The sequence below is a fragment of the Bradyrhizobium sp. USDA 376 genome (assembly GCF_054063675.1).
This window is the reverse complement of sequence record NZ_JBSSGN010000001.1, coordinates 8119469-8144037: the sequence shown is the minus strand read 5'-3', so window position 1 is coordinate 8144037 and position 24569 is coordinate 8119469. Positions and strand designations below refer to the sequence as shown.

At 63.4% G+C, this 24569-nt stretch carries 25 protein-coding genes and 2 pseudogenes; 12 read left to right on the top strand and 15 right to left on the bottom strand.

The genetic code is table 11. The annotated features are described in order from the left end of the window. Window position 1: 1 nt before the first annotated feature. The 3 genes from ACVJ19_RS38380 to ACVJ19_RS38370 form a co-directional block, all read right to left on the bottom strand. On the bottom strand, window positions 2-1321 hold the full coding sequence (locus ACVJ19_RS38380) for a dicarboxylate/amino acid:cation symporter (protein WP_453954217.1): 1320 nt from the start codon (window positions 1319-1321) through the stop codon (window positions 2-4). Window positions 1322-1404: 83 nt separating this feature from the next. Beyond that, window positions 1405-2418, bottom strand: a complete 1014-nt coding sequence (locus ACVJ19_RS38375; protein ID WP_453954216.1) for a formamidase — start codon at window positions 2416-2418, stop codon at window positions 1405-1407. 135 nt (window positions 2419-2553) lie between these two features. Next, entirely contained in the window at window positions 2554-2775 is a 222-nt protein-coding gene (locus ACVJ19_RS38370) for a hypothetical protein (protein ID WP_453954215.1), read from the bottom strand. A 346-nt stretch (window positions 2776-3121) separates the two neighbouring features. Here ACVJ19_RS38370 and ACVJ19_RS38365 point away from each other — a divergent pair, with 346 nt between their 5' ends. Then, window positions 3122-3304 carry a hypothetical protein gene (locus ACVJ19_RS38365; RefSeq protein ID WP_453954214.1) on the top strand — a complete coding sequence of 61 codons (183 nt, stop codon included), beginning with the start codon at window positions 3122-3124 and terminating at the stop codon, window positions 3302-3304. Between the two features lie 24 nt (window positions 3305-3328). Here the strand turns inward: ACVJ19_RS38365 and ACVJ19_RS38360 are convergent. The 3 genes and pseudogenes from ACVJ19_RS38360 to ACVJ19_RS38350 all read right to left on the bottom strand — a co-directional run bounded on the left by ACVJ19_RS38360 (window position 3329) and on the right by ACVJ19_RS38350 (window position 6006). After that, a pseudogene (locus tag ACVJ19_RS38360) lies at window positions 3329-4706 on the bottom strand (vWA domain-containing protein). A gap of 5 nt (window positions 4707-4711) precedes the next feature. Next, window positions 4712-5659: an AAA family ATPase gene (locus ACVJ19_RS38355; protein WP_453954212.1), complete on the bottom strand. Its 948-nt coding sequence runs from the start codon at window positions 5657-5659 to the stop codon at window positions 4712-4714. Window positions 5660-5805: 146 nt separating this feature from the next. Then, window positions 5806-6006, bottom strand: coding sequence for a hypothetical protein (locus ACVJ19_RS38350; RefSeq protein WP_063688375.1), 201 nt, complete (start codon window positions 6004-6006; stop codon window positions 5806-5808). 223 nt (window positions 6007-6229) lie between these two features. On the opposite strand from ACVJ19_RS38350, the gene ACVJ19_RS38345 reads away from it, so the two are divergent. Further along, window positions 6230-7204, top strand: a complete 975-nt coding sequence (locus tag ACVJ19_RS38345; RefSeq protein WP_453954211.1) for a quinone oxidoreductase family protein — start codon at window positions 6230-6232, stop codon at window positions 7202-7204. Between the two features lie 38 nt (window positions 7205-7242). Here the strand turns inward: ACVJ19_RS38345 and ACVJ19_RS38340 are convergent, their stop codons facing one another. Both ACVJ19_RS38340 and ACVJ19_RS38335 read right to left on the bottom strand, forming a co-directional pair. Continuing rightward, window positions 7243-7518: a hypothetical protein gene (locus ACVJ19_RS38340; protein WP_018644791.1), complete on the bottom strand. Its 276-nt coding sequence runs from the start codon at window positions 7516-7518 to the stop codon at window positions 7243-7245. A 119-nt stretch (window positions 7519-7637) separates the two neighbouring features. Further along, window positions 7638-8246: a S24 family peptidase gene (locus tag ACVJ19_RS38335; protein ID WP_018644790.1), complete on the bottom strand. Its 609-nt coding sequence runs from the start codon at window positions 8244-8246 to the stop codon at window positions 7638-7640. A gap of 166 nt (window positions 8247-8412) precedes the next feature. Here ACVJ19_RS38335 and ACVJ19_RS38330 point away from each other — a divergent pair, with 166 nt between their 5' ends. After that, window positions 8413-8943, top strand: a complete 531-nt coding sequence (locus ACVJ19_RS38330) for a GcrA family cell cycle regulator (RefSeq protein WP_453954209.1) — start codon at window positions 8413-8415, stop codon at window positions 8941-8943. 45 nt (window positions 8944-8988) lie between these two features. After that, a complete protein-coding gene (locus ACVJ19_RS38325) occupies window positions 8989-9564 on the top strand; it encodes a hypothetical protein (protein WP_453954208.1) in 576 nt (191 codons plus the stop codon). A gap of 46 nt (window positions 9565-9610) precedes the next feature. On the opposite strand, the gene ACVJ19_RS38320 is transcribed toward ACVJ19_RS38325, so the two are convergent. Further along, window positions 9611-9967, bottom strand: coding sequence for a hypothetical protein (locus ACVJ19_RS38320; RefSeq protein ID WP_453955289.1), 357 nt, complete (start codon window positions 9965-9967; stop codon window positions 9611-9613). Between the two features lie 49 nt (window positions 9968-10016). Here ACVJ19_RS38320 and ACVJ19_RS38315 point away from each other — a divergent pair, with 49 nt between their 5' ends. The 3 genes from ACVJ19_RS38315 to ACVJ19_RS38305 all read left to right on the top strand — a co-directional run bounded on the left by ACVJ19_RS38315 (window position 10017) and on the right by ACVJ19_RS38305 (window position 11673). Further along, a complete protein-coding gene (locus tag ACVJ19_RS38315) occupies window positions 10017-10628 on the top strand; it encodes a hypothetical protein (protein WP_453954207.1) in 612 nt (203 codons plus the stop codon). Between the two features lie 376 nt (window positions 10629-11004). Next, window positions 11005-11190, top strand: a complete 186-nt coding sequence (locus ACVJ19_RS38310; protein ID WP_018644785.1) for a hypothetical protein — start codon at window positions 11005-11007, stop codon at window positions 11188-11190. 141 nt (window positions 11191-11331) lie between these two features. Then, window positions 11332-11673, top strand: a complete 342-nt coding sequence (locus ACVJ19_RS38305) for a phasin (protein WP_453954206.1) — start codon at window positions 11332-11334, stop codon at window positions 11671-11673. A gap of 216 nt (window positions 11674-11889) precedes the next feature. On the opposite strand, the gene ACVJ19_RS38300 is transcribed toward ACVJ19_RS38305, so the two are convergent. The 3 genes from ACVJ19_RS38300 to ACVJ19_RS38290 form a co-directional block, all read right to left on the bottom strand. Beyond that, window positions 11890-12207: a c-type cytochrome gene (locus tag ACVJ19_RS38300; RefSeq protein WP_453954205.1), complete on the bottom strand. Its 318-nt coding sequence runs from the start codon at window positions 12205-12207 to the stop codon at window positions 11890-11892. A gap of 273 nt (window positions 12208-12480) precedes the next feature. Then, complete coding sequence (locus ACVJ19_RS38295; protein WP_453954204.1) at window positions 12481-13311, bottom strand: alpha/beta fold hydrolase; 831 nt, start codon at window positions 13309-13311, stop codon at window positions 12481-12483. A 146-nt stretch (window positions 13312-13457) separates the two neighbouring features. Continuing rightward, window positions 13458-15254 (bottom strand): ShlB/FhaC/HecB family hemolysin secretion/activation protein, encoded by a 1797-nt coding sequence (locus ACVJ19_RS38290; RefSeq protein ID WP_453954203.1) that lies wholly within the window; start codon window positions 15252-15254, stop codon window positions 13458-13460. A 125-nt stretch (window positions 15255-15379) separates the two neighbouring features. On the opposite strand from ACVJ19_RS38290, the gene ACVJ19_RS38285 reads away from it, so the two are divergent. Both ACVJ19_RS38285 and ACVJ19_RS38280 read left to right on the top strand, forming a co-directional pair. Continuing rightward, a complete protein-coding gene (locus ACVJ19_RS38285) occupies window positions 15380-16612 on the top strand; it encodes a FecR family protein (RefSeq protein WP_453954202.1) in 1233 nt (410 codons plus the stop codon). Between the two features lie 61 nt (window positions 16613-16673). After that, window positions 16674-19412 (top strand): EAL domain-containing protein, encoded by a 2739-nt coding sequence (locus ACVJ19_RS38280; RefSeq protein WP_453954201.1) that lies wholly within the window; start codon window positions 16674-16676, stop codon window positions 19410-19412. A 17-nt stretch (window positions 19413-19429) separates the two neighbouring features. Here ACVJ19_RS38280 and ACVJ19_RS38275 read toward each other — a convergent pair whose 3' ends face one another. After that, complete coding sequence (locus tag ACVJ19_RS38275; RefSeq protein WP_453954200.1) at window positions 19430-19690, bottom strand: hypothetical protein; 261 nt, start codon at window positions 19688-19690, stop codon at window positions 19430-19432. A gap of 259 nt (window positions 19691-19949) precedes the next feature. Here ACVJ19_RS38275 and rocF point away from each other — a divergent pair, with 259 nt between their 5' ends. The 3 genes and pseudogenes from rocF to ACVJ19_RS38260 all read left to right on the top strand — a co-directional run bounded on the left by rocF (window position 19950) and on the right by ACVJ19_RS38260 (window position 21562). After that, window positions 19950-20927 carry an arginase gene (gene rocF / locus ACVJ19_RS38270; RefSeq protein ID WP_453954199.1) on the top strand — a complete coding sequence of 326 codons (978 nt, stop codon included), beginning with the start codon at window positions 19950-19952 and terminating at the stop codon, window positions 20925-20927. A gap of 92 nt (window positions 20928-21019) precedes the next feature. Continuing rightward, window positions 21020-21170, top strand: a pseudogene (locus ACVJ19_RS38265) (c-type cytochrome); the annotation flags it as partial. Window positions 21171-21277: 107 nt separating this feature from the next. After that, on the top strand, window positions 21278-21562 hold the full coding sequence (locus tag ACVJ19_RS38260) for a hypothetical protein (RefSeq protein WP_453954198.1): 285 nt from the start codon (window positions 21278-21280) through the stop codon (window positions 21560-21562). A gap of 6 nt (window positions 21563-21568) precedes the next feature. Here ACVJ19_RS38260 and ACVJ19_RS38255 read toward each other — a convergent pair whose 3' ends face one another. Next, window positions 21569-22783 carry a mandelate racemase/muconate lactonizing enzyme family protein gene (locus ACVJ19_RS38255; protein ID WP_453954197.1) on the bottom strand — a complete coding sequence of 405 codons (1215 nt, stop codon included), beginning with the start codon at window positions 22781-22783 and terminating at the stop codon, window positions 21569-21571. Between the two features lie 174 nt (window positions 22784-22957). Further along, window positions 22958-24244 (bottom strand): NRAMP family divalent metal transporter, encoded by a 1287-nt coding sequence (locus ACVJ19_RS38250; RefSeq protein WP_453954196.1) that lies wholly within the window; start codon window positions 24242-24244, stop codon window positions 22958-22960. Window positions 24245-24569: the final 325 nt, after the last annotated feature.

Genomic DNA, 24569 nt, shown 5'->3' with positions numbered 1-24569 from the left:
GCTACCCCGCGGTCACGTCCACCAACTCGCCGCCTTCGAGCACCTTGGCCGCCTTGGCGCGGTCGAGGTCGCCTTCCCATGCGGCGACCACGACCGTTGCCACGCAATTGCCGACGAGATTGCCGAGCGCGCGGGCCATGCCGATGAACCAGTCGACCGAGAGAACCAGTACGAGGCCGATCGCGGGGATGCTCGGCACCGCGTTCAGCGTCGCGGCCAGGATCACGATGGCCGAGCCCGGCACGCCGTGTGCGCCCTTCGACGTGATGAGCGAGACGCCGAGCACCAGCAGGAGATCGCCGAACGATAGCGGCGTGTTGGTCGCCTGGGCAATGAAGACCACGGCCAGCGTCAGGTAGATCGAGAAGGCGTCGAGGTTGAAGGAATAGCCGGTCGGGATGACGAGGCCGACGACGGAATCCTTCACGCCCATGCGCTCCAGCTTCTTCATGATCTGGGGCAGCACCGCATCCGAGGACGCCGTCGCGAGCACGATGGTCAGCTCCTCGCGCAGGTAGGCGAGGAATTTGAGGATGTTGATGCCTGCGAGTGCCATGACGCCGCCGAGCACGCCCAGCACGAAGATGCCGACCGAGACATAGAACAGCATCACCAGCGAGACGAGCTGCTTCAGTGAGCCGACGCCGTATTTGCCGACGGTATAGGCGACCGCGCCGAGCACGCCGAGCGGCGCGACGCGGACGATCAGGCCCATGACACGGAACAGCACGGTCGAGGCCGCGTCGATGATGGAGGTGACGAGCGCGCCCTTCTCGCCGCCGACGAGCGCGAGGCCGACGCCGAACAGCACGGCGAAGAACAGCACCTGGAGCACGTCGTTGCGTGACAGCGCATCGAAGGAGGTGGTCGGGATCACGTTCATGAGGAAGGCGCCGACGCCACCGCCGGACAGCTTGTGGGCGTTGTCGGCATAGGTGTTCAGCGCCTTGGCATCCAGCGTCGAGGGATCGATGTTCATGCCGTGGCCGGGGCCGAAGATGTAGGCGAGCAGCAGGCCGACCACGAGCGCCACGGTCGTCATGACCTCGAAATAGACCAGCGCCTTGACGCCGACCCGCCCGACCTTCTTGAGGTCGCCGGCACCGGCGATGCCGTGCACGACGACGCAGAACACGATCGGTGCCACGATCATCGAGATCAGCTTCAGGAAGGCGTCGCTGAGGATCTTGAGTCCGATGGCGAAGTCCGGCACCGCCATCCCCAGGATGACGCCAAGCACCAGCGCGGCCAGGACCTGGACGAACAGCGAGGTGTAAAGCGGCTTGGACTCGGCGGCGGGTGCCGCGGCAATCGTCGACATGAGAACTCCCCTTTGACGCGTCTTGGACGTCAAAAAGGAGCAACAACCGTGCCAGAATGTCGCGGTTAAGCCCGAGAAACCGGCTATTCCGCCGCCTTGGCCGTCCTGCCGAACATCCGCGTCGGGGCCGGGAAGCCGCAGGAGGTGCCGTCGGTAACCTTGACCTGGTCTTCCCATGGCAGGCGGAAGGTGCCGGCGACCATGTCCTGCATGAAGGTGTAGGGACAGTCCATCGCGCCGCCCTTCACCGCGACATAGCCGCGGTGCCAGAGCTGGTAGATGTTGTTCTCGACGCCCCAATTGATGCGGGCCTCGCGCACGAGGTCCGGGCGAACCTCGGCGGTGATGATCTCGTCGGCGCGGCCGGTGGTGCCGTGCGCCAGCACGGTGCCGTCGAAATTGACGATCATGCCTTCGCCCATGGAATCGAACGAGCCGTCCGAGCCGCACATGCAGACATTCGCGGTGACCATCAGGTTCTGGAACGAATTGGCCTGATTGGTGAAGCGCCAGGCGTCGCGGATCGGCGCGGTGTAGCCGGCAGTGCGGATCATGATCTCGGCGCCCTTATAGGCGCATTCCCGCGCCATCTCCGGGAACATGCCGTCATGGCAGATGATCAATGCGATCTTCGCACCCTTCGGCCCCTCGATCACGGGAATGCCGATATCGCCGGGCTCCCACGGTTCGACCGGAATCCAGGGATGGAGTTTTCGGTAATAGAGCTTGATCTCGCCGTGGTCGTCGATGATCAGGCCGGAATTGTAGGGATTGCCGTGCGGGTTGAACTCCATGATGGAGAAGCAGCCCCAGATCTTGTTGTCGATGCAGGCCTTCTTGAAGGCTGCGACCTCCGGTCCGTCGAGCCGGCACATGATCTCGGGATTGGTGTCCATCGAGAGGCCATGCAGCGAATATTCGGGGAACACCACCAGATCCATGGTGGAGAGATTGCGGCGCGCCTTGCCGACCATCCAGACGATGCGCTCGGTCTGCCCCGCCAGATCGGCCGGGGTCACCACGTTCGGCAGCTGCAACTGCACGAGCCCGATGACGACGCCCTCAGGCGATTTGTTCAGCCCGCCAAGCCCGTTCATGATCAGCTCCCTTGCCTGTCTGGCGCTGCGTCGTTGCGCGCCGGATCTTGTCGCAAGAAGCAAATCCGATTTCGGCGAGGAGCTAAAGATTATTTTTCAGGCGATGGCGCAGTTACGCGGCAGCGGGCGATCTCATCACGCCACGAGATCCAGCAGCCGGCACGAACCGCGCACCAGCACCTTACGTCCGGCGGAGGTGATCGCAGGGACGCCGTCATTCATGACAACGAGGCCGAGCTTGACCAGGCTTTCGATGAGATAGGCCTTCGCGAGGCGACCATTCGACACCGGGTTGCGAAGCGCCTTCAGCGCTTCCCATTGGTCGGATGAAAGATCGAAGTCGAAATCGTTGCTCATGTTGCCTCAGGCGATCGTCCGGTTCGCGTGCCCCTGTTAGCGGCGCCGCATGAAGACCGTGCGACGACAATGAGTCGGGAATTCGGTCAGCCGTTTAGAACGCCTCTTCACAATTGCCTCACTTCGTTGCGCCACAAGAGTTAAGATCGTTTGCGCGCGAATATCGTCCCGATGATCACTAATTGATGATCCGCACTTGATGTTGCGCTGCGAATTGTCGCGCTGCACGGGAAGCATCGCTGTCCCATTCTGCGTCGCGATATCTACAGAAATCATGAGGCGAGCGGCTCGGGACTCTGTTACGTTGATTCGCGGCGAATGGCTTCACACGGCAGGAGTGGAGTGCATGATCAGGCTGGTGGAAATTCGCAGTCAAGAATCCCTGTGTCGCGAGCGCGCCGCGCTGGATTCGGAGCGCCGGGTGTTCTGGCTCGCGCAGGCCCAGGAGTGGGAGCAGCGCGCGCTCGACGAAATTGCGTATCACTTTCGCGAGTGCAATCTCATCCAGGCCGAGTTGACTGCCGCCTGACGCCGGAGACGGCGTGGTCGTCGCCTATTGATAAGTCGCAACGATGTCGGACACCGCGCGCTCGAGCTGCTGCGCGGTGGCGCACTGGCGCACGACGCTGCAGAAGGTCGCGTAGCGCGGCATCTCGGAATCGCCAAAGCCCCAGGCGAGCCGACCCTCGGGATTAAGCCAGACCAGCCGCTTCGAGCGCTCGGATTGGCGGCGCAGGATGTCCGCGCGCGGATCGAGATTGTTGCTGCGGGCATCGCCGAGCACGATCACCGTGGTCTGCGGCGTCAGCGTGCTCATGAAGTCCTTCTCGAAATCGACCAGCGAAGAACCGTAGTCGGACGAGCCGAAGCCGACCTTGGACATGATCTCGGCCATCGCCTCTTCCGGCGATTTCGATTCCAGGATCTCGCTGACCTCGATCAGATGCGAGGAGAAGGCGAAGGAGCGGACGTCGTCGACGACCTCGTGCAGGGAGTGGATCAGCAGCAGGAAGAAGTCGGACACCTGCGCAACCGAGCCCGAGACGTCGCAGAGCGCCACGATCTTCGGCCGGTCGCGATGCTTGCGCTTCCACGCCGTGAGGAAGGGGACGCCGCCCCAGGCCGCGTTGCGGCGCAGCGTGCGGCGGACGTCGAGATGGCCGCGGCGCTGGCGCTTGCGCGGCTTGGAATAGCGCTCGCGCAGCCGGCGCGCGATCTGGCGGATCAGCGCGCGCATTTCGGCGACCTGGCGCCGCTCAATACGGGCAAGCGGCGCGTTGCGCAGAATCTCGTTTGCGGAGATTTTCAGCTTCCTCGCGGGCATAGAGCGCAAGCCCCTGCGAGACCGTGTCGCGCACCGCTTCGCGCAAACCATCGAGCGCGGCGCGCAGACGCTCGGCCAGTGACGGATTGGTTGCGGTCAGTTCGTCGAGATCGTCGCGGAGGCGCTGGAGGCCCATGGCATCGAGGATGCGGCTGGAGAAGATGCCGCGCTGGGTCGAGTAGCGGATGTCGGACAGGGAGGCGGCGCCGGCCGCGCTGGCGATCGCGGCCGCGATGGCATTGCGATCCTGCGACAGCAGCATCTGCGCGAGCGGCCCGAGTTCCTGTTGTGGCGAGCCGCCGCCGGCATCGCCGGCCGCGCCGGAAGAGGGCGCTTGATCCGCCTCCTGCGAGGAATCCCGATCGGCGCCCTCGGGCTGCTCCTGTCGCGGTTCGGGCTGGCTGAAGAACAGATCGAAGCAATCGCCGAGCGCGAGCTTCTCGTCCTGCGACTTGGCAAGCGTCAGCAGCAGCGCGTCGCGCAGGATGGTCCGGTCGGAAAAGCCGACCTGCGACACCGCGCGCATCGCATCGATGCTTTCGGCAGGCGAGACGTGGACGCCGACGCCGCGCGCCGCCCGAAAGAAACGATGGAGGTTCTCGCGCATCGGCGTCAACCGAAGACGTTGGACCGGGCCGCCTTGGCAATGAAGGTCGTCACCTGCGGCGTTGCTGCCTCGATGTCGGCTTCGTATTTCAGGAGCACGTTAAGGGTGTCCTTGACGATGTCGGTGTCGAGCTCGGAAGCCTGGAGCAGGACCAGCACGCGCGCCCAGTCGATGGTCTCGCTGACCGAGGGCAGCTTCTTCAGATCCAGCGACCGGATCTCGTGGATGAAGCCGACCATCTGTCGGCGTAGTGTCTGCGAGATGCCGGGCACGCGGCCTTCGACGATGCGCTCCTCCAGCCGCTGCTCGGGGAAGCCAATATGCAGATGCAGGCAGCGCCGCTTCAAGGCGTCGCCGAGGTCGCGCTCGCTGTTGGAGGTGAGGATCACCGTCGGCGGCGTGATCGCGGAGACGGTGCCGAGCTCGGGGATCGTGACCTGGAAGTCGGACAGGATTTCCAGCAGCAGCGATTCGAATTCAGCGTCCGACTTGTCGATCTCATCGATCAGCAGCACGCAGCCGCCTTGCTGCTCCAGCGCCTGGAGCAGCGGCCGCGGCTCGACGAATTCCTTGGAGAAGAACACGTCGCCGAAATCGTGGAGCTGGTCGAGCGCAGCGTGCAGCGTCTGCGCGCCGCCGAGCACTTCGCCGAGCTTGTCCTTGAGGATCTGGGTGTAGAGAAGCTGCTTGGCGTATTTCCACTCGTAGAGCGCCTTGGCCTCGTCGAGACCCTCATAGCATTGCAGGCGGATCATCTTCTTGCCGCGCCAGGCGGCGATCGCCTTGGCGAGCTCGGTCTTGCCGACACCCGCGGGGCCTTCAACCAGGATCGGCTTCTCGATCTGTTGCGACAAATAGACGGCGGTCGCGATCTGCCGGCTCGCGATATAACCCTGCGCGGCGAGGCCGCTCTCCACTGCCTCGATCGACGTCGAGGCCTTCTGATCAGCCACGAAATGGCGCTCCCAAAGGTCCTGCTTTGAGGCTTGTTCTGCCTGCGTTCCCGGCAAAGAACAAGCCTCGTTTGGGAGACATCAGATCCGCGTGAGCGGCGTTTTTTCCGTTCAGCGCAAATAGTTGAGCGGTTCTTCGGTCGGGCTCAGTGCCGCAACAGCTCCGGCTTGCGGATCGTCTGCCGGACCTCGGCGCCGCAATCGGCGCATTCATAGATGAAGTCGATCTTGGCAAGGCTCCAATGCGGCTCGACCTCGCGCACATACATCGGAAGGAACCCCATGCACGTCGGGCAAATCACAGGCGCGATCTCGATATCCTGATGATGCTGTACATAAGCTGGCATCTCGGCTCTCCTTCGCAGGCGACCACCAATCCCCGCGCAAAAGGTACTGCCGGTTGCTGCAGAGCCGTCATCAACTCTTTCGAACAGAGGCGGAACGGCGGGTGTTTGTCGTTCGCTGTGACATTCTTGTTACGCCTCTGTACTGTAACGGGCGGACCAAATGCCTATCTCACAGGCCGATCCGGTTCTCGGACCTTCACTGCAACGATAAGGGAGCAACCCCATGACGCATGCCATTCGTTTTCACAAGACCGGCGGACCGGAAGTCCTCGTCTGGGAAGAGGTCAGTGTCGGCAAGCCCGGACCTGGCGAAGCGCGCATTCGCCACACGGCCGTCGGCCTCAACTTCGTCGACATCTACAACCGCTCGGGTCTTTATCCCGCGCAATTGCCGAGCGGGCTCGGCAGCGAGGCGGCCGGCGTCGTCGAGGAGGTCGGGCCAGGTGTCACGGATCTGAAGCCGGGCGATCGCGTCGCTTATGGCGCTTCGCCGCTCGGTGCCTATTCGGAGGCGCGGCTGATCCCCGCCGACCGTCTCTTGAAGCTGCCCGACGGCGTCGATGACAAGACCGCGGCGGCGATGATGCTGAAGGGGCTCACGACGCAGTACCTGATCCGGCAGACCTACCGGGTGAAGGCAGGTGACACCATCCTGCTCCATGCCGCGGCCGGTGGCGTCGGCCTCATCCTCAGCCAGTGGGCCAAGCATCTCGGCGCGACCGTGATCGGCACCGTCAGCAACGACGAGAAGGCGAAGCTCGCCAAGGCGCATGGCTGCGACCATGTGATCATCTACACCCGCGAGGATTTCGTGAAGCGGGTCGACGAGATCACCGGCGGCAAGAAGGTGCCGGTGGTGTACGATTCCGTCGGCAAGGACACGTTCCTGAAATCGCTGGACTGCCTCGCGCCGCTCGGCGTTGCCGCGCTGTTCGGTCAGTCCTCCGGGGCGGTCGAGCCGCTCAATCTCGGCCTGCTCGCCCAGAAGGGCTCGCTCTACGTCACCCGGCCGACGCTGTTCACCTATGCCGCCAAGCGCGAGAACCTGGTGGCGATGGCGGGGGAGTTGTTCGACGTCGTCAAGTCCGGTGCGGTCAAGATCGAGGTGCGCCAGACCTATCCGCTGAAGGACGCGGCCAAGGCGCACGCCGACCTTGCCGCGCGCAAGACGACGGGATCGACCGTTCTCCTGGTGTAACATTCGTCCGGGCGTGATGCATGCCGCCGCGGCCTGCATCACGTCCGTTCGTGCTTGCGCAGGTCGCGGGCGTGATCGAGGCGGATCGCCTGGAGATCGACGTCCTCGGGCTCGATCTGTGGGAGGGCCGCCTCGGCCAGGATGGCCTCGGTGACGTCCTCGACCGAGTTCTCCACGATCTCGTGGATGAACGAGACGTTCCGATACTCACCCGAGGCGAGGCGGGAGATGACCTCGCGCCTGGTGATTTCAGGATCGACGACCGCCTCGCGGCCGCGCCGCCCGTAGTCGATCATCACGACGAAATACTGCATGAAAACGATCCTGCCGCGCCCCATGGTCGGGTGCGCGGCAGAGTATTTCCGAAAAACAGAATATAGTCAAGGTGGATTTCCAAAAATCGGAAATCCTTGGGCGCCCAATCCTTGGGCGCCTACTTGCCCTTCTTGCGGGGACGAGCCGACTTGGCACGCAGCCGTTCGAGCTGCCCCTTGGGCATGGAGAGGCAGATTTCCCCGACCCAGTCGAGCTTGACGCCGACGATCGGCTTGGCGTTGAAGCTGGTGAGATTGACGACTGAGGGGGATTTGCCCCGCTCGATGGTCTTCAAATAGCGTTCGCCGGTCTTGAGCCGGACCACCGCCTCTTCGCCGTAGAAACTCGACAGCGGATGGCGCTGGTCCTTGTAGACCACGATCACGTCACCGCTCTCGTACTTGGGCAGCATCGAATCGCCCACGATCTCGAAGGCAACGGTCTCTTCCATGATCGGGAAGGGCAGCGCGATGTCACCGAGGCCTTCCGGGGGAACCTGCTCATAGTCCGGTTCGATCACCGCGCCGGCCCCGACGCGGCCCATGATCGGCGCGAGATTGAGCTCGAGATATTCCATGATCGGAATGATTTCCGACGCCTTCACCAGGCGCTCGCCGCCGAGGATCTCCGACACCGCGCCGGGCCGCACGCCCATGGCCGCTGCCAGGCCGCCCTTGCTCTTGCCCGTCTTCTCCAGGCCCCGCTCGATCATTGCAACGTCCAACATGGTGATTCCCTCGATTGCCCATCGTGTCGTCTCTTGTAATCCGAAATTCGGAATTGATGCAATTATGAATATCAGAATTTATGCTTGACTCGGTCTTCGGAATACCGGAAGGTGTGTCCCGCCTCCGGATCGTGCGGTCGGAGGAGGCGCATCACAGGACAGCATCATGGAACCGGGCCATTGGCCGTCGGAACACTCCGACGCGCTTCGCGACTATTTTCTCAAGGGAATGTCTTATGCGGAGATCGGAAGGCAGATTAACGCAAGATTTGGAACGGCTTACACGCGCAACGCGGTGGTCGGTCGCGCCAAGCGGCTCGGGCTTGTCGTGCCGGAATGGATGACGAGCCCGTCGATCGTGCCGCATTTGCCGGGCGAGACTCTGGTTTTGCCACGCCGCTCGGCATTGCCGAGCCTGAACCTGCCGCCGAAGTCCGCAATGAAGCCAGCCGCGCGGGTCAAGCTCCGCTGCGTCGGCGTCCAGCCGCGCCTGATCGAACTGGTCGAGCTTGAGGCGGCCGACTGCCGCTATCCCTACGGCGGCGACAAGGACGGGGAGGAAATCACCTTCTGCGGCCATCCGCGCCAGCCGGGTGCCAGCTATTGCGCACCGCATGCGCGCCTGACGCGCCGTTCCGGAACTGCGTCCGCCCGCATCGCAACTCCTGTCGCGCTGAGGCTGGTCTCCCACGCCTGAAGCTGCGCCGTCCGTTCAATCGTCAGTCTTGCAAGGAGCATCCGAGTGGCACGTGCCCGACGTAACAAGTCCTACAAATTGGCGCAGATCTACGACCGGCGGTCGCGGGAGGTGCCGTTCAATGCCGAGGTGGCGGAGGTGGAGGTGGACAATCCGCTCGCGCTCGATTCCGGCGAGAAGATCCTGGCTATCCGGTCGACCCGCGGCGATCCGCTCGGCCGGCTCCACGCGCACCGCCAGATCGACGAGGCGCAATACCGCGGTGGGCGCGCCTTCCAGAACGACTGGGAGCGGGCAGAGCGAGGCCCTCAGGCGGTGGATACGACCCGCGAATATGTCGATGGGACCGGCACGCGCGAGCCTGTCACCGAGAGCCAGCGACAGGCGGTGCTGCGGCTGAACCGGGTCGAGCGCGAACTCGGCACCGACGGCGCCGCGCTGGTGCACGACGTCCTTGTGCTGGGTCTGACCATGGATCAGATCGGGCAGCGTCGTGCCGTTCGTACGCAGCGCTGGAACGATTATTTTGGCCGGCGGTTTCGCGAATGTCTGGATCGGCTGGCGCTGATCTACGGCTTTGCGACGGAGCCGGGGACAGGGCGTACGGACCGGCCCAGATGATGGTGGCGCGCCGGCGGTCTCGGCCGCCGGCGCGCCGTTGTGCTCGTTACGGATGAGGAACAATCTGGTAAGGCGTGGTGTAGGGCTCGACACGGAGCGAGGCGTTGGCCAGAAGCCCGATTTTGGCGGTCGGCGCCTGCTGCAATTCACCGTTCGGGCCGCGATGCACGTTGTATTGCCAGACGGTGAGGTCGCCCTTCTGTGCCAGCGCATGTGCAACGGCGCTCGCATCATTGCCGCCGAGCGCCTGCAGTTCCTCCGTCGACAATCCGACGACGATTTCGTCCTTGATGGTGACGATCTTGAACAGGTTCATCCTGGTCTCCTGCGCCCATGCGCCTTGTATCGAGAGGGTGAGAAGCGCGACCGCGGCGCCCTTGATGAGATCGCAGCGAGAAAGCATGCCGTCGTCCTTGTGCTGAGGCGCGCCCGAATCGATCAGTTCATCAGCCATGGCGCCCGTGATCTGCGTGGCCGTTTCGCAAACGCTTGGTCGTTCGATCTTGAGTAACGGTTCACGGGCAGAGATATCGCTCGGGAGAGCGATGAACCTTGATGCGAAGAGGCGAGTCCAAGCCGAAGGCTCAGGGGTATGTCGGATGAAATTCGCCGGAACTGTTTACTTTCTCGTCTCCGTCGGCGACGCGGGCACTGCCGCGGCTGCAGATCCCTTCTACATCGGCACCTGGACATTCACGGCCGCCGTGGTCGCGCCGTGGGCCGATTCGCAGCGTAAGCCTGACGGCACCGAGCGGGAGCGGCTGATCGGCAAGGCAGTCGTCCTGAAGGCGAAAGAGATTTCGGGGCCGCGCCCCTTGGCCTGTGCCAAGCCGCATTACAAGGTGACCGATTATGGCCCTGACATGACCTTCCAGGGCGCATTCGACGAGATGCAGCGTGTCGACAAGAAGGCCGATCCGAAGGCGCTTGCCGCCTCACTCGGCTTTGCCGGCGCGCCAATCAAGACTTTGGAAACCGGCTGTGAGATCGACGTTCATTTCGTCGACGATACAACCGCCGAAGTGGGACTCAACAATTACGTGTATACGCTGAAGAAGCGATAGACGCCTCCGCCAATGCCCATTCACACCTGAAACAAGGCGAAATGCAGTGCGGGTTGACAGCAATCGGTGCTGCGTGCGTGATTTGATGCAGCTTCTTGACGCAGGTGGGTGACGACAGCTCATATTCCTGTTATCCGGAATTGCGGTGGAGCGATGCAGGCGAAGCATCGCCAAGCCGTTGGTTGGGCTTGCCGGACGGGTTGTTCCTTGGCATAATTGCAACCTCGGTTGAGCCCGGATGTGTCGTTGAGGGTGCTAAGCTGCCGGGCCCTCCGGCCGAGAGTTCGTGCTCGCCATGACGTCCGGTTGTGGTGTTCGGCTCTCGCGTGGACCCCGATGTCAGCTCAGGAAGGCCGATGCTTGTCATAGGTGCGAGATGAAGAACCTCAACTTCGCGGCTGAACTGCACCTCAAGCTTGGCGCGCCTGCGACCGGCACCGTCGAAAGCCTGCGCCTGCTCCGCGCTTTTCTGAAGCTCGCGCCTCGACAGCGTTTCGAGGTGATCAAGCTCGTTGAAGACCTCGCCACCGAAGAAGCCCTTCCCGAACACCCCTTGTCCTGAGCCGGACCGCGCGTCTCACGCCTTTTTCCCTCGCTTTCCTGCCCAAGCCAGGCTCCCGGGGGTGTTTGCCCCGGCGTTCGCTGCTGGAAGGCGGTCAGGCAAGTGTGGTATTCAGTCAGGAAAACGGGGAGGAGTGCGACCATGATCGAACCGAAGCTTGAAGTTCCGGCCGAACTGCGCGACCTGGCCGAGAAGACAATTGACCAGGCAGAAAAAGCATTCGGCATGTTTTTCGAAGCCGCCACGAAATCGATGACGTCTGTTCCGGGAGCCGGCACGGAGGTGTCGAAGCAGGCGCTTGCGTTCACCGAGCAGAACATGAAGTCGGCATTCGAGCATGCACGCAAGCTCGTGCACGCCACCGACCTTCAGGAAGCGATGCGGATCCAGTCCGATTTCCTGCGCAGCCAGTTCACCAGCGCCGGAGACCACATGCGCCAGATGACCGGCAGTTTCATGCAGTCGGGCAAAGGCAAATCCTGATTCCTGGTCTGTGTGCCAGCTGCCTACAAATTGATCTTGCGCGGCACGAAGATCCGCATTTCGATACTGGTGCAGGTCCATGATGGGCCACCGAGTGATGTTTCATTCGCCGTCCATCATCCTTTCTGCTGATCCCTGTCGGTCCTCCGGCAGGGATTTGCAGTTTGTAGCGGCTGTCGCGATTGGCCGGCACGCTTTGATTCAAAAGATCATGCTCTAGCGCAGTGATCCGATGTAGGCCGCGATGTCGCCAGCTTCGCTCCGGCTCAAGGGAAAGTTCGGCATCTTCGGATGCGGGTCGAGCAGGAAGAAGGCGAGCTTCTCCGAACTAAAGTCCGGCCGTCGTGCAATGGATGCAAAAGAGGGGACGTCGGCGCTGGCTGCCGCCTGGCCGCTGGCCACGACGTGGCAGCTTGCGCACCAGCGCTTGGCGAGGTCGGCACCGTGACCGGCATCGGCGGCCAGAGCAGAGGACGTGCCTAAGCTCGAGGTCACTACGAGCAGCAGGCAAATTCGTCTCAAATGCTGGTGCATGGGGCAACCTTCATGCGCTCGCCTGCGGCCGTGCTCATCCGCAGCACGATCCCGGAAATTGCGACAGATCGATGCGGGCAATGATCGACCGTAGCAGCCTGCGGGTCGCACGATAGAGATGCCGCGCGAATGACGGCGTTCTCGTCGCTGGCAGGCCGAGGCCTCTCGCATGAAGACTTTCGGTATAGTGCGACACGTATCTCTCCGACGCTACATGGCCTTTCTAGCCTGCCGGCCCGGAGGTGCCTTGATCTGCCGCAAAGGCGCTCCCGGCTAATAGTCGCCAGGGTTCATGATCATCGGACTTTTCGTATCGACCGGGGCGAGTGCGCTGCTGGCGCTGTCCCGCAGGAAGCGGTCGAGCGTCGCCTGGATCTTCTCCTTGACCGCGTCGGGACCGCGGTCGCTCATTTCGTTATGCTGCGCACCGGTGTGGACGATGTCAATGCCGCGCGCCTTAGCCTCTTCGGGGGTCGGCAGCACGCCCGAGTCGGTAAGGAAATGCGGATCCTTCGAGCGGAACGACAGGATCTTCATGTTATCGCTAAGGACGAAAGGCACCCGCAGATTGTCGAGCGTGATCACTTTCGACACCAGCTCCGGGTGCTGATGGGCGACATACATCGAGACGTCGCCGCCGTTGGAATGTCCAACGAGGGTGATGTGGTCGTAGTCCGCGTTCTCCTGCCGCCGCTTCAGTTCGCCCAGGGTGAAGAGGATATTCGCCTCGCAGCGGATGTGGACCTCACGCCGGCCGACATATTGCTGTCCGACTTGAGTCATCAGCGGCGGGTCGCTCGGCAGGTCCTGCTGGATGCTGGCAACGAGATAGCCGCGCGCTGCGAGCACGTTGGCGAGGAAGGAATACTCGGTGGCCTTGACGGTATTGCCGTTGCTGATGACGGCGAGCGGCAACTTCCAGAGACCGAGATTGGCCTTGGTCTCGTAATCGCGTCGCACCGCGATCTCGACCGAGATCGGCCGCTGGCGCGAGGCGTCGAACAGGGTCAAAGTCTCATGGCGGATCGCGAACCGGCTGACGATGAAATATTCACCGACCCCGAGGAGGCAAAAAAACGCCAGGATGGCAAAAACCCTCTTCATGATTCCGTCCCAATCACTTTCGGCTGAAAATGGTCATTGGAGCCCGCCGATCGAGCGATCGTGAGCAGGTTAAGGGATTAAATTTAGGCAAGTCTGTGCGCAAGACCGCAAAACGGCCGTATGCCGACCCCGTTGCGGGAAACGAGCTACAGGCAGCCACTCCGGCCGCGCTCGGGGCGGGGCCGAAACGCGCTCGACAGCGTGAACAGGAAGCGCGGGCTGCGGCGTTCGTTGTCCGGCGCCCGGTAGCTCAAGGGGACGGCCACGCCGAGGTCGGTCTGGAGGTCGTCCCACAGGAAGAAACGCACGCCGGCTCCGGCTGACGTCAGCGACAGGCCATCGCTCAGCCGGTAACCGTCGTTCCAGACTGCGCCGGCGTCGCCGAAGGCGTAGAGCTGATAACCGCTCCAGTAGCGGAAATTGAGCTTCTGGTCGAAGCGCAGTTCGAGCGAGCCGGCAAGACCGTTGTCGCCGCTGATCTCGGCTGCGCCATAGCCCCGGCCGAAGGCCGCGCCGCCGAGGTAGAATTGCTGCGAGGTGAACAGCGGCCGCGATGCCGTCTGGCTCGCCGCGGAGAGCTTGAGCGACCAGGCGTCGCTGAGCGTCTGGTAGCGCGTGAACCAGAGGTTCAGCACCGAGAAGTTCGACGAGGCGCCGTCGCGCGACAACAAATCGTCGTCGAAATGTGAGGCACCGAACACGTCGAGGCCCTGGCGGTAGGTCAGCGTCGCGAAGTTGGTGCCGCCGAAACGATCCTGGAGCCGGTAGTCGGCGGTCAGGCTCGCGGTCCTGATGTGGTCGTTGTACCAGGGGCCGTACAGGTCGTGCTCGGACACGTTGCTGAAGGTCCCGGCCAGGGTGAGCGTCAGCGCCGACGATTGCGACATGAAGGGCACCGTGCTTGCCCGCACCTCGAGAGCCTCGGTCGTGGTGATGTCGCTGTCGAGGCGGCGGGCGTCGCCCGGCCGGACCGCGCTGTAGAGGACGGACGCGCCGAGTCGCACGCCATCGACGCCGACGGGCGCGTCATAGGACAGCCGAGCAAAGCCGAGCTCGCGCGGGTCGTTGGCAATGGTCGACAGGTTGACCGCCAGCGTATCGCCGGGCGTGAGGTAGGAGTTGAACGCGCCTGTCGCGTAGGTCTGCCACGGGCCGACCGAGGACGAGCCGAGATTATCCAGGCCGAATGACGAGAAGACGTGCCATGTCTTCAAATAAACGATGAGGCGGAAACGGCCGGTCGTACCGCCGATCTCCTCCAGCGCGGTGTCGGTGATCCGGACGCCGGGCCTGCCGTTGACGAGGAAGAGTTGGCGTTCGAGCGTTGCCAGCCGCGACGGTTGCTCGGCCAGAACCGGCTCGAGCATCGGCCTCACGCCGAACTGCTCGGCGCCGTCGCCTTTCAGCTCGGCCTGCACGATGGCGCCTTCGATCACCTGGATCCGGACGCGCCCATCGGCAATGTCTTGCGGCGGCACGATGGCCCGGCTCAGATGGAAACCATCGGCGCGGTAGAGGTCGCTGATCGCGCCGGCGATCGCGGCGAGATCCGCCTGCGAGACCTTCTTGCCGAGATAGGGTTGATAGACCGCGGTGATACGATCGCGAGGGACGGCTTGAGCACCGGTGACGTTGACGCCGCGCAGCACGAATTGAGGCTTGGTGTCGCCGCCGGTGTCGGGTTGGCCGACGGTCGGAAGCCTGACCGGGGGACGATTCAGAGTTTCCCGCTCGGTTTGGTTTTCAAAGTATTTCTCGGGCTGCCGCGGATCAAAACCCGGCTGGTTCGCCTGTTGTGCGAATGTCTGCGGAGCTCCCGCAAAAAGCGGTACTAACAGCGCCAATGCGGTAACGAGATGCCGCCTCTCAACGCGCGCAACAAACCTGTCTCCGTAGTTTGACGGAGCGATGGCCGCGGCGCGGTAAGGGATCGTTAGCTGCATGATTTTTCATAGGTTTTTATGGTCAATGAATGGTTAATACGGCAGTTCCACTGACCTCTTCCTGCTAATCCTCTCTTGAGTGATTTCGGATACGCCTCAGGCCGTAACGGGGACTGAGGATCGTCATGCTCGGCAGAATTGGAATGCGGTGCGCCTTCATGGCGGCGCTGACCCTGGGAACGGCTTCAGGTGCATTCGCGGCGGACGAAGACGTCTGGTCGGTCAGCAAGGCCACCGGTGAGGTCTGGGTCGCGACCGATGGCGCGCAACAGGTCTCGCTGAACCAGGAAGAGACCCTCAAGCCCGGCAATACCATTCGCACCGGACGCAATGGCCGGGTGCTGCTCGTCCGCGGTGAGGAGACAATCCTGATCTCGCCCAATTCCGTTGTCGGCTTGCCTGCCGAGAAGAAGGACGGGCTTTCGACCACCATCATCCAGCAGGCGGGTTCGATCCTGCTCGAAGTCGAGAAGCGCAACGTCAAGCATTTCGAGGTCGAGACGCCCTATCTCGCCGCCGTCGTCAAGGGAACGCAGTTCAGCGTCACGGTGGGTGCGGGCAGCACCAAGGTCGGGGTGCTGCGCGGCCAGGTCGAGGTCTCCGACTTCAAGACCGGACAGATCGCCCAGGTCATGCCGGGACAATCGGCCACCGCCTTCGAGCATGGCAAGCCCGGCCTCAGCCTGAGCGGCACCGGCACCTTCAATCCGATCGAGCATGGCAAACCACGCGCCTCGACCATCGAGCGGATTCAAGTCCCGAAATCGGGACTGTCGGCGCCCCGCAACGCGGCGAATGGTCATGCGATCCATGCGCACGGTCCGATCGACAAGGGGACCAAGGCAGCGGGCGCGTCGATGCAATCGCACCAGGCGGCTGGAGGTCAAGCGCCCAAGGCCGGCGTCGTGCGCATCTCGAGCTCGCTCGGCGAGGTCAAGCTGAATGTCCACAAGGTCACGAATGGCCTCGCTCACGGAGCCGCGACAACGGGGCGCGTGCGCAACGCGAATGCCAGTACCGGTATCGGCACAGCTACGGTGTGGAGCGATAGCTCCACGAATACCACCACCACAGCCTCTAATAGCTCCACCGTGACGGCGGTCGCCGCGAGCAGCAGTGCATCGACGGCCAGCGCCGCCTCGACGTCGTCGAGTGCGACGACAACTGTTGCGACCACCGCCGGGTCGAGCAGCAACGTGTCCACCGGAACTTCCGGGACCGGAAGCAGTGGGACGGGTGCGACGGGCAATGGAAGCGGCGGCACCGGCAACAATGGTAACAGCGGCAACAATGGCAACAACGGAAATGGCCACAACGGCCACCATTACGGCTGGTACTGGGGCAGAGGCCATCATTAGGACCGTGCCGTCGGCATAGGTGGCACTCGGCGGCAAGCACCGCCGGTGCAAGGGGAGCAAAGTGAAACGCTATCGGCCGCATATTCTTGTCGTGATCGCGCTTGCGGTCGTGCTGTCCACGGGGTGGCATGCTTCGCTTCGCAATGCGCTCACCGATCTGCGGTTCGCCTGGCAGTCGCGTGCGGCCAGTGGCAATGTCGTCGTGGTCGCCATCGACGCGCCCTCGATCGACCAGATCGGCGTGTGGCCCTGGCCGCGCCGGCTCCACGCCGAACTATTGCATAGGCTCGAGGCTGCGGGTGCGCAGGACGTCGCCTTCGACGTCGATTTCAGCACACCGTCGGATCCGGTCTCCGACGAGGCCTTCGTCAAGGCGCTTCGTGATGTCGGCGGATCGACGATTCTGCCGTCCTTCAGGCAACCGACGGTAAATGGTGGCGCGGCTCACCTCAATCGCCCACTGAAGCCTTTCAGCAACCAGTCGTGGCCGGCCCTCGTCAATGTCGCGGTCGAATCCGACGGGCTGGTTCGTCGTTATCCGTTCGGTGAGAAATTCGACGGCGCCTTGATGCCGTCGATGGCCGTCGTCTTGGCAGGGCAGGACGCCGGCCGGCGGCCGCCTTTTCTGATCGACTTCAGTATACAGGCGGCGTCCATCCCGCGCGTCTCCTATGTCGACGCGCTGCGCGGCGATCCTGCGACTCTCGACAAGCTGAGAGACAAGAAGATCATCGTCGGCGCCACGGCGCTCGAGCTCGGCGACCGATTCAGCGTTCCAAATGGCGGCATCGTCTCGGGGCCGGTCCTCCAGGCACTGGCGACGGAATCGATCCTGCAGAACCGGATGCTGCGCTGGACGTCCGACGTCGGAATGATCCTGGGTCTGGGGGCGATCGGCCTGCTGATGATGTATTCGTGGCGGCGCTTCGCGCCGGGATTGCGCGTCGCAATCCTCATCGCAGCCGGGGCGGCTGTCGAAATGACCGCAGTCTTCGTGCAGGCAAGATGGCCCCTCGTCATCGACACGTCGCTGTTCCACATCGCGATCGTCGCCTATCTGACCGCGATTGCGCTCGACGAGATCGATTTCCGCAGCCTGTTGGGACGCATCGCCGAAAGCCGCTTTCATCGCATCGCGATGTCGCTCGGCGATGGTCTCGTCTGCACCGACGCGGACCACCGGATCACGGTCTGGAATCCCGGCGCCAGCGCCATCTTCGGCTATATGCCTGCAGAGATCATCGGCCGCCCGTTCGAAACGCTTTGTGCTCTGCCGGCGAACGGCGAGGCGAGGCCGTCGATGGGCAACGCCGCGCGCCAAGCGCTGCTGGTCCCTGGCGGGGCCGTCGTCGTCGAGTTCGAAGGCCGGCGCAAGAATGGTGAGACCTTCCCGGTCGAGGCGAGCTTTTCCGGCTGGCAGGGAACGGACGGCTTCCAGTATGGCGCGATCCTGCGCGACATCTCAGTCCGCAAGCGCGAGGCCGAACGCGTCAGGTATCTGGCTGAACATGACGCGCTGACGGGACTTGCCAATCGCAACATGCTGCACGCGGGCCTCACCGGTCTGATCACCGTGGCGGCGCAGCGGTCTTCCGAGGTCGCGCTGCTCGTGCTCGGGCTAGACGGCTTCCAGCAGATCAACGACATGCTCGGACATTCGGCCGGCGACCTCGTGCTGCGGGCTGTTGCCGAGCGTCTCCGCAACGAAGTCGATGGCAAGGCGATCATTGCCCGGCTCAGCGGTGACGAATTCGCCATCGCGCTCGACTGCGCGGAGGCCGGCGAGCCGATTGCGGAATTCGCCGGTCGGATCGCACGCGCGTTCGAAGTGCCGCTTGCAACAGGCACACGACAGCATCGCGTTCGGATCAGCATCGGCGTTGCCGTCTATCCCGACGGTGGACACACCGCGGACGACCTCCTGGGCAACGGCCATCTGGCGCTGAGCCGCGCGAAGGCGACGCGGCGCGGCAGCCACGTGATCTTCGAGAGCGCGATCAGGCAGGAGCTGGAGAACCGGCTGACGCTTGAGAGCGAATTGGCGCTTGCCGCGGATCGCGGCGAGTTCGAGCTGTTTTACCAGCCCCAGGTTCGTTTGGTCGACGGCAGCCTGCTCGGAGCCGAAGCGCTCATCCGCTGGCGGCATCCCGTGCGCGGCTACGTCTCGCCCGGCGAGTTCATGCCGGTGGTCAATACCTCGGCGCTATCAGAGCGGATCGCGACCTGGGTGATGGAAACCGCCTGTCGACAGGCGCGGGCGTGGGAATTGTCCGGCAACAGCGTACGCGTTGCGATCAATCTTTCGCCCTCTCAGCTCGAGGCCGGCGATCTCGCGCATTCGGTTGCGACGCTGCTCGAAGCGACGGGACTCACCCCCGCGCTGCTCGAGCTCGAGGTCACCGAAGACATCCTGCTGCATGACGAAGGCCGCGTGCTGGATATGTTCAAGCGGATCCAGCAGCTCGGCGTGCGTGTCCTGTTCGACGATTTCGGTACCGGTTACGCGAGCCTGAGCTATCTGAAGAAGTTTCCGCTCGACGGGCTCAAGATCGACCGCTCATTCGTGCTCGATCTGCTGACTGATTCCGACGACGCCGCGATCGTCGGCTCGACCATCGGCCTCAGCAAGCAGCTCGGGCTCACGGTCGTGGCCGAAGGCATCGAGAACCGGGCCACAGCCGATTTCCTCGTCAGCATGGGGTGCGAGGAAGGACAGGGGTATTTCTTCGGCCGCCCGATGCCTGTTGAGGCATTCGAGAAGCAATTCCAGCCCCGGTACGAAGCCGTCAGCGCTGCCTGAACGCGCTCTTTTCGATTTTAACGCCGGCGCGCGACAGCGATGCCGAACAGGAAAGCGACGAACAGGCTGGCCAAAGGTGCCTCGCGCGTGATGGCCGCAACCGTCGCGAGGGGCCGGCCGGGCTTTCGAGCTTCGTCAATTGCGGCGGTGAGGCGATCGACCGCGGCGTGTAGGCCGCCTGCGACCTCGCCGATCGTACGGGATACGTCGGTCGCGGCATCGATGGCGCGCTCGGCCACGCCGGGCTGGGGATCGGGGTGCGGTATCTCCGTGCTCAAGCTTGCGACCTCCAAAACCCGACGAAGCGACTGAGGCCGGCACCTTTGGCTATCCGCGCGAGCGCTCGTTCTGAACAGCGGGTCTGGCGACCTTTGGCTATCCGCGACAGGCGCCGTAATTGACGGCGGGCACCGGCCTTGGAATGGCAATTCGGCGCGCGGGGTTTTGTTCCGGCCGGGAGACGGACGATCCCCGTGAAACGACGGATGCGAATCTCTGTTAGGCTGACGGCAACCTTGCTGATCACAGGAGATCGCCGTGACCGATCGGACCATGACGGATCGAGCCCGGCACATCGCCTTGCTCGGTGCTCCCATCGACATGGGAGCTTCACAGCGCGGCACCCTGATGGGCCCCGCTGCGCTGCGTACTGCGGGCCTTGCGACGGTGCTCGAGAGCCTGGATCTTGAAGTCGTCGATTACGGCGATCTCTCCGTGACCGAGGTCGGCGATCTCAGTGACAAACCGCCTGAAAAAGCCAACCACTACCGCGAAATCCAGCGCTGGACGCGCGTGCTGAGCCGTCGAGGCTATGACATCGCGAAAACCGGTGCGCTGCCGATCTTCCTCGGCGGAGATCACACGCTGTCGATGGGCTCGGTCAATGCCATGGCGCGCCACTGGCAGGAGCGCGGACGGGAGCTGTTCGTGCTCTGGCTGGACGCGCATGCCGACTACAATACGCCGGAGACGACGATCACCGCGAACATGCACGGCATGTCGGCAGCGTTTCTGTGTGGCGAGCCGGGTCTCGACGGCCTGCTCGGCGATGACCCGCGTGCGTCGATCGATCCTGACAGGCTCGACCTGTTCGGCGCGCGTTCGATCGACAAGCTAGAAAAGGAGCTGATGCGCTCGCGTCGGATCAGGGTTGTCGACATGCGCAAGATCGATGAATTCGGTGTCGCCGTGCTGATCCGGCGCGTCATCGAACGCGTCAAGGCGTGCAACGGCGTGCTGCATGTCAGCTTCGACGTCGACTTCCTCGACCCCTGCGTTGCGCCGGGCGTCGGCACGACAGTACCGGGCGGCGCGACCTATCGCGAGGCACATCTGATCATGGAGCTGCTGCATGATTCCGGCGTGGTGGGATCGGTAGACATCGTCGAGCTCAATCCCTTCCTGGACGAACGTGGCCGGACTGCGCGAACCGCGGTCGAGTTGATCGGCAGCCTGTTCGGGCAGCAGATCACCGACCGTCCGACTCCAAGCAACGCGATCGCTCCGGGCGAGTGAATCGGGCCGGCGGTGTCTATGCGCTGCATGGAAAGGAAGTGCTCTCGCAGTCGGGCGATTTAGATCGGACCTGATCGAAATCGCCTGCGTTTGATGATGTCTATGCGGTGTCCGCTTTCATCCTGAACCTGAAAGGGCTGGTGGGAGCGGATGCGACGCTCGACGCGAAATCCCTGGCCGCTGTGAAGATGCCGAAACCGCGACAGATTTGTCGGCGATGCTCGCCCGGATGTGAAACGATGAACGGAGCAAGTTTCGAAGGTTTGGCGCGGAACTTGCTTCGGTGGCCTGGGGAACTCCGAGGGGCGCAAGCGAATTAAACCTGCGATAGGAAAATAGCGGATCCCTCGATGACGACTGATCGTTTCGCGAACTCCATCTCCACGGCGCTCCGTCATCCCGGCGTGATCGCGCTGATCGTGGCTGGTTTGACCATTGCAGCCATGCTGATCGTCGACCACGGACCGTGGAACCGCGCCAAGACACAGCCGGCCCATGTCGCGATGTATGCGACGACGGGGGAAGCCGCACGCGCCGCAGGCGCTGCAGTGCTTCCGACCGAACCAAAGTCGCCGATCGAGCCGGCGCGGCCGGGGCCGAAGACATCCCCGACCGTCAATCCGGTGACGCCGTAATCCGCGTCAGCTCTTGCGACCGTAGTTGAGGAGCCCGCCGCTCGTCCTGGGCGGATGGGCACGGAGCGCGTCCTCGTTCGGCTCGGTGCCCCAGCCGGGCCTGTCCGGGACGAGGAGATGGCCGTTCTGGATCTCGGGCTCGTGCGTGAACAACTCGCGATCCCAGGGAAGACGATCGATGTCGATCTCCATGATGCGCAGGTTCGGAACGGCGGCGCAGAAATGCGCGTTCATCATCGAGCAGAGATGGCCGTAGAAATTGTGCGGGGCGACGTTGACTTCGAACGCTTCGGCCGCCGCGGCGATCTTCATCGATTGCCAGACGCCGTTCCAGGGCGTGTCGATGATCGCGACATCCATCGCCTGTTCGTGGAAATACGGCAGGAATTCACGCAAGCCCAGCAGCGTCTCGCAGGACGAAATCGGATGCGGGCTTTGCCTGCGGATATAGCCGAGTGCTTCCGGGTTGAAGCTGTCGATCTCGATCCAGAACATGTCGAGATCCGCGATGGTGCGCAGGATCTTCAGGTAGCCCTCGGTCTTGGCGTTGAAGTTGCAGTCGAGCAGGATGTCGACGTCGGGACCGGCGCCCTCGCGGATCGCCTCGAGATGCATGCGCAGGTCGCGTAGAATTTTCCTGTCGACATTGATCTCCGGTGCGAAGGGTGAGCCGAAGCCGGGACGCCAGCCGGTCGGTTTACCTTCGTCGTAGGAGAAGATGTTGGTCTTGAGTGCGGTGAATTTCTTCTCGCGCACCTCGCGGCCCATCGCCTTGACGCCATCGAGGCTTTCGATCGGCGGCTTGTACCAGGAGGGATGATTGATCCGCCACGTCGCGCAATGCGACCAGTAGACCCGGACACGATCGCGAATCTTGCCGCCGAGCAGCTCGTAGCAGGGTACGCCCAGACACTTCGCCTTGGCATCGAGCAGCGCGTTCTCGATTGCCCCGAGCGCCTGGGCCACCACGCCGCCGGCGGCGGGGCGGGTGGCTGCGAACAGCTCGGCGTAAATGCGCTCGTGCTGGAAGACATTCTGCCCGATCACGCGGGCGGACAGGCGCTGGATCGCGGCACCGACCCCGGGCGAACCAAAGCCCTCGTCGAATTCGCTCCAGCCGACGATGCCGTCTTCGGTCGTCAGCTTGACGAAATGGTAATTTCTCCAGCCGGCATCGCAGGCGAGGATTTCGAGGCTTGTTGCTTTTGATGATTTGGTCATGTCGCTCTCTGGGGCCCGGTCGAGGCATTATTTTTATTGTGGCGAGCTCGAAAGAGCCGCGCCCAGGTTGCAACTGTTAGGCCAACAACGGACCGGTGTGAAGCCCACTGCAGCGCGCCGTGAGGCGCCGCGCGCTCCAACTCCGCGGGGTGATCTGCAGACGGTGGGGCTGTGTCAGCCGATCACTGAGGAGCCGAGCAGCGCGAGGACGGCCAGCGCCATCAGCGCGGTGCCGAGCCAGCCCAGCGCGATCAACCACGGCCGGGCCCTGAAACGGCCCATGATCGTGCGGCTCGAGACGATCAGCATCATCATCGCCATGATCGGCACTGCGACGATGCCGTTGAGCACGGCGCTCCAGACCAGCATGTGCATGGAATCGATGCCGGTGAATCCCAGCCCGAAGCCGATCGCGGTCGCGGTCGCGATGATGGTGTAGAAGCCGATGGCCTCGTCGGGTTTCGCCTCGAGCGTGGCGTGCCAGCGGAAAATCTCCGCAACGCCGTAAGCCGCCGAGCCCGCCAGCACCGGGATCGCGAGCAGTCCCGTGCCGATGATGCCGAGCGCGAACAGGGCAAAGGTGAAATCGCCGGCGAGCGGCCGCAGCGCCTCGGCGGCGTCGGTCGCCGAATTGACGTTGGTGACGCCGTTGGCGTGCAGCACCGATGCCGTGGTGAGGATGATGAAGAAGGCGATGCCGTTGGAGAGCAGCATGCCGGCGATGGTGTCGGCCCGGATGCGCGCGAGCTCCGGACCGCCGCCGTGCTTCATCTCGCGAAGCGGCTTATCGCGCTTGCCCTGGTTCATCTCCTCGACTTCCTGTGAGGCCTGCCAGAAGAATAGATAGGGGCTGATGGTGGTGCCGAGCACGGCCACCACCATCATGAAATAGCCGGCACTGCCATTCGCCTCCGGCCACACTGCGGCGAGCAGCGCCGTGCTCCACGGGATCTTCACGGTGAAGGCGGTCGCGACATAGGCAAACAGCGCCAGAGTGAGAAACTTCAGCACGGGTGAATAGCGGCGATAGGGTACGAACACCTGGAGCAGGGTCGAGCCGGCCGCGAAGATCAGGGCGTGCTCGTGGTTGAGGCCGCCGATGACGAGGGAGAGCGCCTCGGCCATCGCGGCGATGTCGGCGGCGATGTTGAAGGTGTTCGCGGCGACGAGCATGAAGACGAGCGCCAGCACCGCCCAGCGCGGCGCGACCCGCATCACGTTGGCGGCCAGCCCCTGTCCGGTGACCCGGCCGATCTGCGCGCTGACGAGCTGAATGGCGATCATGAACGGCGTGGTCAGAAACACCGTCCAGAGCAGCCCGTAGCCGAATTGCGCGCCGGCCTGCGAATAGGTGGCGATGCCGGAAGGATCGTCGTCGGCCGCCCCGGTGATGAGACCCGGCCCCAGCCTTTTCAGGAATGTCGACGTGGATTTCGTCGGCGCGAGGGCGCTGTCGGTCATGTAGGGTCTCGGTCCTTCCGGCGTGCCGTTTTGCGAAGGGAAAGTCCGGAAAGAAATGCCGCGGGGGAACGATGGTTCCTGTGACAGGGAAAGGCGGCGGGCCGGCGGGATAATTCCGATTAAGCGAAGTCCGGTTTGACCCGTCGGGCAAAACAGCTGTATAAGTGCATCATCGCAAGAGCAGTCGATGCAGGCGGCGCCGGCCGCCGCTCTGCCAAGCTCTCCTCCTTGAATCCGGCCCGTACCTGGCGCGCTCGCGCGGCCGGCCGTGCTGTGCAAGGCGCTTGCCTATCGCATCCTGAGGTTGTAGGTGGCGGCATGAGCT

What these genes read in the sequence shown, in the direction of transcription:
- ACVJ19_RS38380 (WP_453954217.1), bottom strand. Translation starts at nt 1,321, where the DNA reads ATGTCGACGATTGCCGCGGCACCCGCCGCCGAGTCCAAGCCGCTTTAC.
- ACVJ19_RS38375 (WP_453954216.1), bottom strand. Translation starts at nt 2,418, where the DNA reads ATGAACGGGCTTGGCGGGCTGAACAAATCGCCTGAGGGCGTCGTCATC.
- ACVJ19_RS38370 (WP_453954215.1), bottom strand. Translation starts at nt 2,775, where the DNA reads ATGAGCAACGATTTCGACTTCGATCTTTCATCCGACCAATGGGAAGCG.
- ACVJ19_RS38365 (WP_453954214.1), top strand. Translation starts at nt 3,122, where the DNA reads ATGATCAGGCTGGTGGAAATTCGCAGTCAAGAATCCCTGTGTCGCGAG.
- ACVJ19_RS38350 (WP_063688375.1), bottom strand. Translation starts at nt 6,006, where the DNA reads ATGCCAGCTTATGTACAGCATCATCAGGATATCGAGATCGCGCCTGTG.
- ACVJ19_RS38345 (WP_453954211.1), top strand. Translation starts at nt 6,230, where the DNA reads ATGACGCATGCCATTCGTTTTCACAAGACCGGCGGACCGGAAGTCCTC.
- ACVJ19_RS38340 (WP_018644791.1), bottom strand. Translation starts at nt 7,518, where the DNA reads ATGCAGTATTTCGTCGTGATGATCGACTACGGGCGGCGCGGCCGCGAG.
- ACVJ19_RS38335 (WP_018644790.1), bottom strand. Translation starts at nt 8,246, where the DNA reads ATGTTGGACGTTGCAATGATCGAGCGGGGCCTGGAGAAGACGGGCAAG.
- ACVJ19_RS38330 (WP_453954209.1), top strand. Translation starts at nt 8,413, where the DNA reads ATGGAACCGGGCCATTGGCCGTCGGAACACTCCGACGCGCTTCGCGAC.
- ACVJ19_RS38320 (WP_453955289.1), bottom strand. Translation starts at nt 9,967, where the DNA reads ATGCTTTCTCGCTGCGATCTCATCAAGGGCGCCGCGGTCGCGCTTCTC.
- ACVJ19_RS38315 (WP_453954207.1), top strand. Translation starts at nt 10,017, where the DNA reads ATGGCGCCCGTGATCTGCGTGGCCGTTTCGCAAACGCTTGGTCGTTCG.
- ACVJ19_RS38310 (WP_018644785.1), top strand. Translation starts at nt 11,005, where the DNA reads ATGAAGAACCTCAACTTCGCGGCTGAACTGCACCTCAAGCTTGGCGCG.
- ACVJ19_RS38305 (WP_453954206.1), top strand. Translation starts at nt 11,332, where the DNA reads ATGATCGAACCGAAGCTTGAAGTTCCGGCCGAACTGCGCGACCTGGCC.
- ACVJ19_RS38300 (WP_453954205.1), bottom strand. Translation starts at nt 12,207, where the DNA reads ATGCACCAGCATTTGAGACGAATTTGCCTGCTGCTCGTAGTGACCTCG.
- ACVJ19_RS38295 (WP_453954204.1), bottom strand. Translation starts at nt 13,311, where the DNA reads ATGAAGAGGGTTTTTGCCATCCTGGCGTTTTTTTGCCTCCTCGGGGTC.
- ACVJ19_RS38290 (WP_453954203.1), bottom strand. Translation starts at nt 15,254, where the DNA reads ATGCAGCTAACGATCCCTTACCGCGCCGCGGCCATCGCTCCGTCAAAC.
- ACVJ19_RS38285 (WP_453954202.1), top strand. Translation starts at nt 15,380, where the DNA reads ATGCTCGGCAGAATTGGAATGCGGTGCGCCTTCATGGCGGCGCTGACC.
- ACVJ19_RS38260 (WP_453954198.1), top strand. Translation starts at nt 21,278, where the DNA reads ATGACGACTGATCGTTTCGCGAACTCCATCTCCACGGCGCTCCGTCAT.
- ACVJ19_RS38255 (WP_453954197.1), bottom strand. Translation starts at nt 22,783, where the DNA reads ATGACCAAATCATCAAAAGCAACAAGCCTCGAAATCCTCGCCTGCGAT.
- ACVJ19_RS38250 (WP_453954196.1), bottom strand. Translation starts at nt 24,244, where the DNA reads ATGACCGACAGCGCCCTCGCGCCGACGAAATCCACGTCGACATTCCTG.